This window comes from Chryseobacterium gilvum, assembly GCF_025628965.1.
Lineage (GTDB): Bacteria > Bacteroidota > Bacteroidia > Flavobacteriales > Weeksellaceae > Chryseobacterium > Chryseobacterium gilvum.
Genome location: NZ_JAOTEN010000001.1, coordinates 1242010 through 1255731 on the forward strand (window position 1 = coordinate 1242010; position 13722 = coordinate 1255731).

A 13722-nucleotide genomic window follows, 5' to 3' on the forward strand; every position below is an offset into this window, starting at 1 on the left:
TTGAATAAATTTCACAGTATTTTATTAATAAAATGCAAATATGCTACTGCAAAAAGATTGGGAATTTTCCTTCCTGATCATTGAAATTCTTTGTCATAAATAAAAAGGCTCTCTTTTAAGACAGCCTTTTTATATTATGATCTCTAAAATGTATACTATTCATATTTAGAAAAATCAACTGCAAAAATACAGCGATTGACCTGGCTTCCATTCTGTGCTCCTGCATTAGGTTCAAATTCCGTCAAGCTCCACAGATAACCATATTGAGATTCATAGTACAGGGATTCGGCTCCATACGGCCATCGATAACGTACAGTATCATCGGCTCCATCGGTATAACGGGCTAATCTTGCATTTGAGCCATAAGAATTGCTTGGAGATCCGGTACATGAAAGCCAGGTTCTGTTCCCTTTTCTGAATATTCCCTGTATTCCGTGAGCATGATTATCTGTAAAAAGACTATTTTTTGGCGTTACCGCGACAATTCCTGTATTTTGAAGTGTCCCATTCGTGTCGACAGGAAAACCAAAAACCTGTGGGACAATGGAAGCATCGGCACTGCCCGGATAATATTGTCCGGTCCAGAACTGAGTTCCTTCACTATTAACCTGAATAGTAGAAAAAGGATTGGCATTATTAATTTTCTGATACCCTATTTGAGGTAATATGTACCGATAATTGAAAGCATATAAATTACCATTGGCATCTTTACCACATTTATCATTGGTAGTATCACCCGTACTTACTTCAATCATTTTATCCAAATCAAATACCCGAACACCCAAGTTTGTGCTGCTGAGATATATTTTACCTTTAAAATAAGCAATTCCACCGGCATGTACGTTTAATGGGGCATAAGAGCCATATTGTGAATAGGTTGTAGTATTCGCAGGAATATCAGGCTGCACCAGCAGGATGTGACGATAGGTAAGATAAGTACTTGAGCTCGGACTGATGTCAATCAAAGTAATACGGGAACCTTTATATTCAGCATCATCTTTCGCATACCAGCTTACTAAAAGATAACGAATGCCGTTTCTGGTAAATCCTGCAATCCCTTGAGGTCTCCAGATCGATGTCGTTTCATCATCGGTATTCCAACGGATCCCTCGTACTCTGTTTTCTTCCGGAATATTGAATCCGTAAACCTCGGTGTAGGCATTTCCGCCTATAGCCTGCCGGTTTTTATCGATCTGAGTAGGGTTTAAAAAATTAAAGCCGGAATTGATGTAGGTGCTTGTATCCACATAAGCATTGACACTTACGTCCGTAGCCGCTTTATTAACGTTAGGTTTTGACGAAAGCTCTTCGTCCATTGAAGTTGAAGCAATGTCATTATTCTGGCATCCAATGGCTGTTACAGTGAGCATAAACATCCACCCAAGAAATTGTTGTCTTTGAATCATGATTAATTAATGTTTTTTAATAGTTTGTAATTGCCTGCGAAACTATCAGATTCTCTTTTTATATAGATCACCTCAGCATTAATTAAGTATTAAATTTTTGATTCCAGCACTCCTTTATATTGGTGACCATGAAACAAAAATTATATTGGAATTATTATATCTTATCTAAAATTGGGAAATATTGAACAGTTGATATATTAAGAAAACCCCAGTGTGTTCAGTTTTTGCTTAAAAACTAGATTTCAAGAAACAGCTTTTCGAATGCTTCCATTAATCGCACAGTTTTTATCTTGTCAATTAACCGTATTTCATAAAAAAAGGAAAACCACTTTTATCAGTGATTTTCCCTTACAGTGACCTCGGAGGGATTCGAACCCCCAACCGACGGAGCCGAAATCCGTTATTCTATCCAGTTGAACTACGAAGCCATTTTTTTATAAGTAATGCGTAATTTTAAATTTACTTACTACTCATTTTTTAAAAAGTAATCTTCACACCACCCAAAATCTGCGCGCCAAGAACTTTATAGCCTTTGTAGGTTTGATATTTTGAGCTCAGAAGATTATTTCCGAGTGCGAAAATACTGAAATTTTTGTGAACTTTATACTCTGCAGACAAGTTTAAATCTGCATACCCTCCAACTTTATCATCGGTGTCTTCCGTAGACTGGTACATCATGGTAGGATTAGCCACACCTTCAATCGTATAAGAATTTGTGGTTCTGTCACTTGCGAAGATTCCTTTAAAGCCTAATGACAGTTTTTTCTCCAGCATGGTATATTTTGCACCAATGCTTCCGGTGAGCAAAGGAACATTATAAATATGGTTATAATTTTCAAGATCATATCTCATAAAATTGATTTCGCCGTCCAAAACTAAATTTTCCAACGGAAAATACTGCAGACTTCCTTTGATATCACTCACATTTCCGTCATCATAAACGGCAGAAAAAGTATTGGCAAAATTATAAGCAGAACGGTTCAATGTAAAATTGTTGTCAAAAAGATCATTGGCTTTAAAGAACATAATATCTTTCATTTTTCCGTATCCTGCGGAAACATCATATTTGAAAGTTTCATCAATATCCCCTCTCAATCCTATATAAAAATGATATTTGGTTTCTGTGGGTTTCAGCATCTGATCAGAAACCAAAAACGGGTTTTCCTGCAGCAGATCACTGTATGTATTCAGTTTTAAACCACCGTCTACTCCACCATAAAATTTAAATTCTTTTGCGGCAGCTACCTGAAACTCAGCTTTTGGAAACCAATACGTTGTATTGCTTTTCATCTGTTCTGCCATGACCAAATTAGAATTTTTAGCATTCAGAAAAGTAAACGAAGAACCCACCATCAAATAAGACTCCCCTTTCGCAAACGTAAGCTTCGGAGCCAGATTGGTGTTAAAAAAGCTGGCAGAATTCTGATCTCTGATCATAAAATCGGTTTGTACCGTTTCTAGATCCACTCCCAAATCTGCATTCATTACAATACCGCTTTTTGATAGTTCTACAGCGTGTTTTGAAAAATTCGCCAATATAGAGCCCTGATTTTCCTGCGCATCAAAATGATCTTTTAAAAAGGAAGATTTCACCCTTACATCGTTTAAGATTTCATTAGAATAAAAATCATAATAGCCATTGACTTTAAATTGATTTACCCTTTGATCGAGATCAACATCTCCCAGTTCCAAGGCATAAATACCATAATAATTATAGCTGTTTAAGCCATATTCAGCATTTAAATTAAATTTCCCTTTATCTCCGTAAGAATTTAGAAAAGCGCCCAAAGTGGTAGCACTTTGTTTAGAATCCCAAGCATATTCTTTTTTCAGGCCCTGTGTAGAAATCATATGTGCATCTGCACCCACTTCAATTTTATTCTGAAGCGTTTTTGAAATATTCAGGTCTCCTAAAATTTTTCCGTAATTCCCCATTCCGAACTGTACATAATTGTTTTGAACAGCAGCCGTCAGTTTTGGGGCAACATCTTCACTCTGAATGGTAGACGTTTTAAAATCTGAAACGGCAGGAACGTCTGTAATATCGTACTGTACAGGATTTTGAGATTTTTCTTCCGGCGGGTAGTTTTTAATGACTTCCACAGAAGTTTTTTTCTTCTCTATTTTCTTTACTTCCGGTTCTCTTTTTTTATTAAGAATCAGTTTTTCTTCTTTAATCTGAGAAAATGCCACAGAAGAGATTCCTAAAAATAATATGGATAATAGTTGGATTTTTTTGCTCATTATTCTTTGTATTTAAGTATTAATGTAAAATAGATTGATGTACTTGAAAATCATTACTACTTTACATTATACATGAGTACATTTTTATTTTTTAATCTGTTTTTTAACCTCTTTTGCTTCTGCCACGATTTCAGGGAAATCTGCATAATTGGCAATGATCTGGTCGCAGGTATAACTTGCCTGATAATTATCTTTTAAACCAATGTAATTTTTCGCCATCAGAACGAGCGCTTTTGCGCCCCAGTAATCTTCAGAAGCATAATTATTGGCTAATTTGAATATGGTTTCGTTGGAAGATTTAAAGGCTTTCCCTTTGTTCTGATAGAATGCTTTTGCATACAAAGCTTCAGCCGCCACTTCGGTGTTCGAAGATTTTTCAAGGGCAGCATACGCAGTTTGGGCATCTTTATCTTTCCCGGAATTCATTAAGCTTCTTGCCTTTATCACTTTTGCCGTTTCAATAACTGCAGCCGAGTTTTTAGTATTTGAAATCACAGCATCTGCTAATTTCTCAGCCTCAGAAAAATTATTTTCTGCTGCGTATATTTTCATCAGCTCTACATTGGCGTAATTCCGGATGTTTACGTCTGAAGAATTTCTGATGCTTTCCAAATATTTTTTAGCTTCGGCAGTATTATCCTGCGCCAGGTAGATCTGAACGAGACGGGTTTGTGCATCATCCTGATAATCGTTCTGAACATCGGCAACTTCCTGTAAAACCAGCAGTGCTTTCGTTGCATTATTGGTTTGATAATAGCTTTCCCCCAATTCATATTTCGCCTGGTACAGACTTTCGCCTGTCGGGTTTTGCATTAAGTACTTTTCATAATAAGAAATGGCATTTCTGTAATCCTTCTTCGCAAAATACTGTTTCCCGGTAGATAAATTGATCTCATCGATTTCCGATGCGTCAATATTTACGCCGATGCTTCGGGCAAACTCCGCATATCCTGAAACATCACCGTTTTTCGTGAAAAGAGGTTTTGCAGCCTGAACAATTTTCTCGGCATACGCTGTATTTTTGTATTGCTCGCCAAGAGATTTTAATTCAGCTAAAGCTTTATCACCCTGATTCTGATCAATATAATTCTGCGCTCTGAAGATGGACGCATTCGCCACTAAATCTTTATCTGAAGAAGATCGGATTACTTTTCCAAAAAAATCATTGGAGTTGGCAAAATCATCTTCGGCAGCATACGCTGATCCGATTTCGTATTGCGCATCATCAATATATTCTGATGCGGGATATTTTGAAATCAGTGATTTTAAATTATTGATTTTTGCCACCTGATCACCTTTAAAACCTAAAGCCAAAGCCTTTTGATACAAAGTATAATCAGTTGATTCTTCATTTTTATCATAGATTTCAATCGCTTCGTTCAGCTCATTATTTGCATAATAAATATCTGCTAAACGAAGTTCTGCATCATTTTTAAATTCTGTTTTCGGATTGGTAAGATATTGTTTGAAATACGTCTGTGCCTGATCAAACTTTTTAGATTTAAAATACGCATATCCCAAATCGTACGGCAGCTGTTGTTTCTCAGGGAACGTTTCATTCAGCAGTTTTTCGTAGCGTACGATCGCCGAAGGGTAATTTCCTTTCTGATAATACACCTGGCCTAGCCAATACAGTGCTCTGCTGTTAAATTCTTTATTGATATTAAATTCTAAGCTTCGTAAAAAATATTTTTCCGCTTCATCAAAATTCCCCTTGTTAAATTCTTCCGTTCCCAATAGATACGAAACTTCCTGGTCTACTTTATCCGTTTCCGGGGTTGAATTGGGTAATTTATCGATTGCGTTCAGCGTTTCTTTAAAATTTCCTGAATAAAGATACGATTTTACCAGGAGCGATCTCATTTCTGCTGTTTTAGCACCGTTCGGATTTGCTGTAATATAGTTCTGAATTACCGTTGTAGGGCTTTCAAACGGGTTTCCGATATCGTAGCCTAATTTTGCATATTGTTCGTGAGCGAGCTGTTTTACATTCTGATCGTAATCCATCTGATACGAAGACCGGAACGCTGAAAGTGCTTCCTGCTTTTTATTAACCGCCAAATAAGCATTTCCAAGCTGATAATACGCATTCTGAGCCAATGCCGAATTGCTGTTTAACAACTGGTTGTAATAGGAAACTGCTTCGTCGTATTTTTTAAGCTGTGCCGCCACAAATCCCATTTCATACAGATCATTTTCTGAAGGGTTTTGCTGTACAGCCAGATATTCTTTTAAATGTGGATATGCCGATTCGTAATCATTTTTCATGAAATAACTTTCCCCGATGATTTTATGCACTTCTGCTTTGTAAGCATCAGAAACATCTTCATTCAGCAATGCAGTGCCTTCGGAAATGGCTTTGTCATAATCTTTGTCATTATAATACATCTGAACATAATAAGGACGCACCAGTTTTGAAAATTTTGGCTGGTCTTTTACCGAATCAAAATACTGGAAAGCCTTGTCATTCTGCTTATTGGCATAATATAAATGTCCCAACATATATGCGACATCCCCTTTTTCGGATTCATCTACCGTTTTATAAGCTTCTTCCAAAGCATCAATCGCCCCTTTAGAATCTCCGGTCATGAATTTAGCATACCCCAGTTTCAGAATGTACTGTGTGTTTTCTTCTCTCGTCAATTGGTACTGATTGACATTTTTTAAGGTTTCCAGCGCTTTATTGAAATCTTTTTTGGCTAAATAATAATCCGCCAACGGAAGATTTGCCTGAGCAAAATACGCAGAGTTCGGATATTCTTTAATAAAAGCCGTAAGACCTTCTTCTGCATGGTTTTTCTGTAAAATAACCCCTATGACGTTATCAAAAAACTGTGCGGCTTCTTTTTTTGACTGCGACAGATTCTGATTGTAAAAATATTGCCTTGCGTACTCGTATTGAGAAGCATTGTATATCTTGGTTTGATAAAGATTTTCAGCTAACGTAAATCTGTAATTTTCTTTTTGGGTAAAGTACTGTGACTGTTGTGCTTCGGAGATGCCGAAATAGAAAACAGCAGCCGCTAAGAGTATTTTTTTTGATTTCATTAATGATCAAATTTTAAAATTACAAGCTTTCTATAAGAGCAAAAAGCTTTACATTTAAGATAATAGTTATCCACAAATTATCAACGAAAATATTGAAAAGATATTGCATATACAAGCGTTTTAACACATTGTTAAAATGGGGATTACTTTTTATTACTTATTAACTTTTACGAGAAGAAATATTAAGAAAATCTTAATTATTTCTCAGAAATAATTACATTTGTTTTTTTCAATCCAAATAAAACATCGAATGAACCAACTTTTCAGAAGGAAAAACTATTCAGAAACAGATACATCTACTCATCTTTTAAGGGTTTTAGGGGTTTGGGATATCGTATTTTTTGGTATTGCCGCTATTATCGGAGCAGGAAGTTTCAGCAGTTTGGGAGAGGCGGTTTTCCGAGGGGGTCCCGGTGTTATTTTATTATATTTAATCTGTGGTTTTGCCTGCGGTTTTACGGCATTATGCTACGCAGAATTTGCCAGCAGAATACCTACCGCCGGCTCTGCATATACCTACGCGTACGCTAGTTTCGGAGAACTGATTGCATGGGTTATTGGATGGGCGCTGATTATGGAATATTCTTTCGGTAACATTTATGTGGCATTTTCATGGTCAGATTATTTTACCAGCTTTCTTGAACGTCTGGGAATGCATATTCCTGATTTCCTCACCTGCAGCTATACCGAAGCCAAAAAAGCCTTCATGAGCGGTTCTGAAAATAAAGAGCTAATCAACGCCTGGAAATCGGCCCCATTGATGGGAAATCTGAAATTTATTGTGGATATTCCCGCCTTGGTGATTAACGGATTAATCACATGGCTTTGTTACGTAGGTTTAAAAGAAAGTAAAAACTTTAATAATGCATTGGTTATTCTAAAATTAGCCGCCATTGTTCTTGTCATTTTAGTGGGTTTTGCATACATTAATACCGATAACTGGACACCGCTGAATCCTGAAACCGGAGTTACTTCATTTATGCCTAACGGATTTGCCGGGGTAATGAGTGCAGTTTCCGGGGTGTTTTTTGCATACATCGGTTTTGATGCATTAAGCGTACTTTCCGAAGAAACCAAAGACCCTCAAAAGACCTTACCGAAAGGAATGATCATTTCCCTTGTACTTTGTACCGTGATTTATATTGCATTGACATTAGTATTAACAGGAATGGTTGATTACAGAAAATTTGACGGTGTAGGTGATCCGCTTTCTTTCATATTTGAAAAAGGAAATGCCAATGTAGCCTGGATGGAGCTTATTGTTTCGTTTGTGGCGATTGTGGCAATTACCACCGTTTTGCTGGTTTTCCAGATGGGACAGCCCAGAATCTGGTACGCGATGAGCCGCGATGGATTGATGCCTCAGAAATTCCAGAAAGTGCATCCTAAATATAAAACACCATCTTTTGCAACGGTAGTTACCGGGATTGTAGTGGGAATCCCGATTTTATTTACCGATAAAAGTTTTATCCTTGATTTTACCAGCATCGGAACTATTTTCGCTTTTGTGCTGGTTTGTGCTGGTGTTTTGCTGCTTCCGGCTAAAGAAAAGATCAAAGGCAGGTTTCACCTTCCGTATATCAACGGGAAGATTATTTTCCCTGTCATTTTTATCGGTTCACTGGTCGTGTTTTATTATTTCCAGCCCGCTTTTTTTAATAATTTAATGGATTGGAAAGATCCTGATGAAGGAGAATTCCGGGCTTCAATATTCTTTTTTATAATCATTAATTTAGGATTATGTGTTTTAACTTTCATTAAAAATCTGTCTTTAATTCCGTTGATCGGTTTAAGCTCCTGCTTATATTTGCTTACCGGAATGAGCCACGAAAACTGGTTTTACTTCGGATTATGGTTTGCGGTAGGTTTGGTTATTTATTTCTGCTACGGCTATAGAAACAGCAAGCTGAGAAAAAGTTAAAATTTATATCTATACAATAACAAGAGCATCATCATAACGATCATGCTCTTTTTTATTCACTTATTTTAAATGGCTAAATTATTGTATGATTTACGTGTTAAAACAATTGCCATGTCTGAAAAAATACAAACTTATAAGGAATTTTATGCTTTTTATCTCAATGAACACCGGAAATTAGGGACGCGTATTTTCCATTTTCTCGGGATTCTGTTTGTTTTTATCATAATCGGATATGTGATTTATTCTGGTAAAGAACGATTCTTATGGTATATTCCTATCCTTGGGTACGGCTTTGCGTGGCTGAGTCATGCTTTTATTGAAAGAAACAAACCGGCTACATTTAAATATCCGCTCTGGTCACTAAGATCAGATTTCAAACTGTTTTTTGAATTACTGATCGGCAAACAGAAGTTTAAAGTCAATCAGCCTAAAATTGAAGAATAAAAAACCTTTCAGTCTTGAAAGGTTTTTTTTATTTTAATGCTGATGATTTTTCGGGGGTTCCGGTAATTGTGCTTTATTGGCTTCATCCATTTTCTGCGTTGCAGCCATAGAAACAACCAGTTCATTCAGCATAGAGCTTGCCGCTTGTGGCGAATTAGGCAATAATACCAAATTACTTCTGTTATTGGCTCCGATGGAATGTAAAGTATCATAATGCTGCGTCACTACAATTAATGCCGAAGCTTCTTGTGCATTGATTCCTGCAGCATTTAGCATTTTCACAGATTCTTCAAGACCTTTTGCAATCTCTCTTCTCTGATCGGCAATCCCCTGTCCTTGTAGCTTTTTAGATTCAGCCTCAGCTTTTGCAACCGCAACAATTCTTATTCTTTGAGCTTCAGATTCGTACTCTGCAGCAGTTTTTTCCCGTTCTGCGGCATTGATCCTGTTCATCGCATGCTTCACCTGCTCATCAGGATCAATATCAGTTACTAAAGCCTTAATAATATCATAACCATAACTTTGCATTGCTTCTTGAAGTTCACTTTTTACAGCCACAGCAATATCATCTTTTCTCACGAAAACATCATCCAATTTTGTTTTAGGAACTTCTGCACGTACAACATCAAACACATAAGAAGTAATCTGATTTTCAGGATTTTCCAAACGGTAATAGGCGTCTTTCACATTTTCACGGATCACCTGATACTGAACGGAAACTTTCATTTTAATAAAAACGTTGTCCAGCGTTTTGGTATCGATAATCACATCCAGCTGTTGAATCCTGAGATTCAGGCGCTTGGAAATCTGATCCAGAAACGGGAGTTTCAAATGAAGACCGGCGTGGCTCACTTTTAAAAATTTACCCAATCGTTCTACAACCGCCGCAGATTCCTGCTTTACCGTAAAAAAAGAGGCGAATAATGTTATAAGTCCGAAAAAGACTAGAATACCTAAATAAATCATATGGTTTTTATTAATTGCGGATAAGATACATATTTATAATGATCCCGTAAAATAAAATGCAAAATTTACATCGTCATCCCGATATCAATTCCCTTTATTTTCCGGTAGAGATCGGTGGCAAAATTATCGGTCATTCCTGAGACAAAATCTATCACGCCCAACACTTTCTGGTAATCGCTTCCGTTATCATAAACAAACTGTTTCGGCAGCAGCTTCAGAGCCATTTTATCATAGGAACGTATTTTGTTGCCGGGTTTCAGAATAGACGGAATAAAATGATCCAGCAATTCATACATGACATTATAGCCTGCATTTTCAATTTCTACCACGGCTCTGTGATTATAAATTTTTTCGATGGAAAAACTTTCGATGTCCTGCAGCGTTTTATTTTCAGATTTATAAATATCCAGGAGCGCCTTATCCAGAGTTCCTGCCAGTATTTTCTCAAAATTCTGCCGGTAAATTTCTAGAGCCTTGTTGATCAGAGCATTAATGACTTTAGCCCGCAAATAGGAAATCCTTTCATTATCATTGGAAATGGCAGAAAGCTTGTCTTTTACCCTTTTAATATCACTGGATTCTGATTGTACGAGCTCAAAAAACAGATTTTCACAGTCGGCTGTAGATACGATTCCCAACCGGTGCGCGTCTTCCATATCAATAATATTATAGCAGATATCATCTGCGGCTTCTACCAGCCAGACGAAAGGATGCCTTTTAAATATATGGGGATCACTGCTTTCGGAAATCATTCCGGTGGCATTTGCGATCTCGAGAAACACCTCTTTTTCATTCTGAAAAAAACCGAATTTTTTTCTGTGGAGAATTCCTTTTTGCTTCGCGATAGCTTCACACGGATATTTGGCGATACTGGCCAATGTGGCAAAGGTAAGCTGGGATCCGCCGTCATCTTTCCCCTGCTGTTTATGGGCTAAAACGCGGATCGCATTGGCATTTCCTTCAAAGTTAATCAGATCGGCCCATTCTTTTTCCGAGAATTTAGATTTGATTTCGTTTTCGTTTTTTTCAAAATAGCTTGCAATGGCATCTTCACCGGAATGTCCGAATGCAGGATTTCCGACATCGTGGCAAAGGCACGCCGCAGCAATGACATTTCCTAAATTATGCAGATAGAAAGTTTTGGAATCCTCTGTGAGGTCACTTTGATAATTTTCAGCAATAAACTCACCAATAATGCTTCCCAGGCTTCTTCCTACAGAAGAAACTTCAAGAGAATGCGTCAACCGGTTATGCACAAAAACGCTTCCGGGAAGCGGGAAAACCTGGGTTTTATTCTGCAGCCTCCGGAATGCAGAAGAAAAGATAATCCGGTCAAAATCTCTCTGGAAATCTGTACGTGAGGCTTTGGTATGCGGGTTATTTCCTGTTCGCTGATTGGTGAAAATCTGATTTACATGCATCATTTTTCAAAATTAATTCAAATTTTAGTTTTAACCGATACATCGCTCTTTTTTATTCCAACTTTTTACATTTCCAGATTAAAAAATACAATCCTCAGGGAAAGGAATAATATTTGAGGATGATAAAGAAAATTATACTATGCCTGAAGGACCTACCATCGTATTAATGAAAGAAGACCTGCAAAAATTTGAGGGTGAAAAAGTGTTGGAAGTCGGCGGCAATATCATTACCGATACTGCTGAAATAAAAGGAAAAAAATTACTGGAGATCAGAACGTTCGGAAAGCAGACCTACCTGGTTTTTGAAAACATCAGCATCAGAATACATTTGCTGATGTTTGGATCGTACAGCCTGGAAGAAAGAAAAGATATGCATAAAAACCTTCGGTTGTCACTTACTTTTAAAAATGGAGGAATGTATTTTTACACCTGTTCCGTAAAGCTTGTAGATCCTGAATTTTTATTGACAATAGATTGGGAAGCCGATGTCATGAGCGACAAATGGAAACCTGAAAAAACCGGGGAAAAACTAAAAAAACTACCGAAGATGATGGTTTGTGATGCATTGATGGATCAGGATCTTTTTTCGGGTGTCGGCAACATCATTAAAAATGAAGCGCTGTTCCGGATCGGTATGCATCCTGAAAGTGTGATCGGAAATATACCGGCAAAAAAACTGGATGAACTGATTGACGAAGCAAGAAACTACAGTTTTGACTTTAAGAAATGGAAAAAAGCCAATGTGCTGAAACGAAACTGGCAAATCTACCATCAGAAAAACTGTCCGAAATGTGGCGAAGAAATTTTGAAGAAAGAAACCGGTCACAGCAAACGCACCAGTTTCTACTGCGAAAACGATCAGAAACTATATTAAAAGTCTCTCACCGGGAATTTTTTAAATGAAAAAAGCATCAAGAAGATTGGTGCTTTTTTGCTTTTTAAGATTCATGAAATATATTTTGCCATTGTCAAATCTTAAACAGGAAATATGAAAACATTAACAAATTGATAATTTTTTACGAATAGAATAATGTATCTGTCGATCATTTTTGAAATCCTACGGCAAATAATCAAATCAAAAACTAGTGTAAATATGAACTAAACGTGTATAAAACCCTGATATACATCATATATATTTAATTTGACCGTCTCAATAAAACGTGTATTTTTGCATTATAGAATTCACAACAATAAACCAAATAATTAAAAATTTAATAATATGATCACAATCGTCGGAATCGCAACATGCGCAGTTTTAGTTTCATCTTACATCGCAACGGTAAAAAGAGAAAACAACTAATATAATCTGCAATCCAGCAGATATGAGTACCGATCAGTTGTATGACTGATCCTTACCTTTATTCATGTTTAATTTTAATATATTGTCGTCGGACCTTCGGGTTCGACTTTTTTTGTTTTGTAAATACTAAAATAAAGAAACATTTTCTTAGCAGAATATTAAGAAATCTCCTGTAACTGCTATCGTTTTAAAATACCATTTTGAGTTGCATGACGGCTTGATACAGTCGTTGAAAAATTTTACTTTTTTTCATTTGAGTTTGAAATAAAATTGGCTTTGATTTTATATTTAATTATTTTAGCATAATTAGTTTGGATTTATGCAATGCACTATCCGAAAGTTTTTAAGTAATTTAAATCACATCGCCTTGAAAAAAAAATTAGAAAAATCAAAAGCAACAGTCGTAACATTAATACTCCCTATTTTGATGTATTTGCTATATAAATCTTTAGGAACTTTATCAAACTTTGAGTTTTATCTCTATTTAGCATTTTTTTATTATTTTATATTAATGTCTGTAATGTCTTTAATAATTGAATTTTTCGAGAAAATTTATGTAGTGAATGAAGAGAAACCAAAATATCATTTAATTTCAGAAGTTTTGAAGTTTATTTTTTTAATTTCAATTTTATTTTCTACTAATTATTGGATTATAAATGATAATAACAGCTCTAATTTTTTGAATGTAACAAAAGGAAATAAATTTGAGATTTTCCTTGACTTTTTCTTTTATTCTTTAACTACTTTTATAATGAATAATTCTAGTGAAATAAAGCCAAACACGATAATTGCAAAAGCAGTTGTATTAACACAAATAATAGCTTCATTTACTACATTAGTTCTTTTTTTATCACAACACAAAGAATTTGGAAACATTATTAAACAAATAGAAGATAGAATAAATAGAAAATGAAAACTGCATATAAGATTATATTAACATCTGCTGTGAAAAGTGAAAAATTGAAAAGTATT

9 protein-coding genes and 1 tRNA gene are annotated in these 13722 nt (G+C 36.0%); 4 read left to right on the forward strand and 6 right to left on the reverse strand.

What is annotated here, in order from left to right; genetic code table 11:
• Positions 1-155 precede the first annotated feature (155 nt).
• The 4 genes from N0B16_RS05765 to N0B16_RS05780 all read right to left on the reverse strand — a co-directional run bounded on the left by N0B16_RS05765 (position 156) and on the right by N0B16_RS05780 (position 6698).
• Positions 156-1406, reverse strand: a complete 1251-nt coding sequence (locus N0B16_RS05765; RefSeq protein WP_262989776.1) for a hypothetical protein — start codon at positions 1404-1406, stop codon at positions 156-158.
• 354 nt (positions 1407-1760) lie between these two features.
• A tRNA-Arg gene (locus tag N0B16_RS05770) sits at positions 1761-1834 on the reverse strand.
• Between the two features lie 49 nt (positions 1835-1883).
• Positions 1884-3650 (reverse strand): TonB-dependent receptor, encoded by a 1767-nt coding sequence (locus N0B16_RS05775; protein WP_262989777.1) that lies wholly within the window; start codon positions 3648-3650, stop codon positions 1884-1886.
• Between the two features lie 84 nt (positions 3651-3734).
• Positions 3735-6698 (reverse strand): tetratricopeptide repeat protein, encoded by a 2964-nt coding sequence (locus N0B16_RS05780; protein ID WP_262989778.1) that lies wholly within the window; start codon positions 6696-6698, stop codon positions 3735-3737.
• Between the two features lie 250 nt (positions 6699-6948).
• Here N0B16_RS05780 and N0B16_RS05785 point away from each other — a divergent pair, with 250 nt between their 5' ends.
• Together N0B16_RS05785 and N0B16_RS05790 are read left to right on the forward strand one after the other, a co-directional pair.
• Positions 6949-8619, forward strand: a complete 1671-nt coding sequence (locus N0B16_RS05785) for an APC family permease (RefSeq protein ID WP_262989779.1) — start codon at positions 6949-6951, stop codon at positions 8617-8619.
• A 111-nt stretch (positions 8620-8730) separates the two neighbouring features.
• Positions 8731-9063 (forward strand): Mpo1-like protein, encoded by a 333-nt coding sequence (locus N0B16_RS05790; protein ID WP_262989780.1) that lies wholly within the window; start codon positions 8731-8733, stop codon positions 9061-9063.
• A gap of 33 nt (positions 9064-9096) precedes the next feature.
• Here N0B16_RS05790 and N0B16_RS05795 read toward each other — a convergent pair whose 3' ends face one another.
• A complete protein-coding gene (locus N0B16_RS05795) occupies positions 9097-10029 on the reverse strand; it encodes an SPFH domain-containing protein (protein ID WP_262989781.1) in 933 nt (310 codons plus the stop codon).
• 65 nt (positions 10030-10094) lie between these two features.
• Positions 10095-11450 carry a deoxyguanosinetriphosphate triphosphohydrolase gene (locus tag N0B16_RS05800; RefSeq protein ID WP_262989983.1) on the reverse strand — a complete coding sequence of 452 codons (1356 nt, stop codon included), beginning with the start codon at positions 11448-11450 and terminating at the stop codon, positions 10095-10097.
• A 139-nt stretch (positions 11451-11589) separates the two neighbouring features.
• Here N0B16_RS05800 and N0B16_RS05805 point away from each other — a divergent pair, with 139 nt between their 5' ends.
• Together N0B16_RS05805 and N0B16_RS05810 are read left to right on the forward strand one after the other, a co-directional pair.
• Positions 11590-12324: a DNA-formamidopyrimidine glycosylase family protein gene (locus tag N0B16_RS05805; protein ID WP_262989782.1), complete on the forward strand. Its 735-nt coding sequence runs from the start codon at positions 11590-11592 to the stop codon at positions 12322-12324.
• A gap of 793 nt (positions 12325-13117) precedes the next feature.
• The gene (locus tag N0B16_RS05810; protein WP_262989784.1) at positions 13118-13663 is read left to right on the forward strand and encodes a hypothetical protein; all 546 of its coding nucleotides are present in this window, start codon (positions 13118-13120) and stop codon (positions 13661-13663) included.
• Positions 13664-13722 lie beyond the last annotated feature (59 nt).

Coding starts and splice junctions, on each gene's coding strand:
- N0B16_RS05765 (WP_262989776.1), bottom strand. CDS start 1,406: ATGATTCAAAGACAACAATTTCTTGGGTGGATGTTTATGCTCACTGTA.
- N0B16_RS05775 (WP_262989777.1), bottom strand. CDS start 3,650: ATGAGCAAAAAAATCCAACTATTATCCATATTATTTTTAGGAATCTCT.
- N0B16_RS05780 (WP_262989778.1), bottom strand. CDS start 6,698: ATGAAATCAAAAAAAATACTCTTAGCGGCTGCTGTTTTCTATTTCGGC.
- N0B16_RS05785 (WP_262989779.1), top strand. CDS start 6,949: ATGAACCAACTTTTCAGAAGGAAAAACTATTCAGAAACAGATACATCT.
- N0B16_RS05790 (WP_262989780.1), top strand. CDS start 8,731: ATGTCTGAAAAAATACAAACTTATAAGGAATTTTATGCTTTTTATCTC.
- N0B16_RS05795 (WP_262989781.1), bottom strand. CDS start 10,029: ATGATTTATTTAGGTATTCTAGTCTTTTTCGGACTTATAACATTATTC.
- N0B16_RS05800 (WP_262989983.1), bottom strand. CDS start 11,450: ATGCATGTAAATCAGATTTTCACCAATCAGCGAACAGGAAATAACCCG.
- N0B16_RS05805 (WP_262989782.1), top strand. CDS start 11,590: ATGCCTGAAGGACCTACCATCGTATTAATGAAAGAAGACCTGCAAAAA.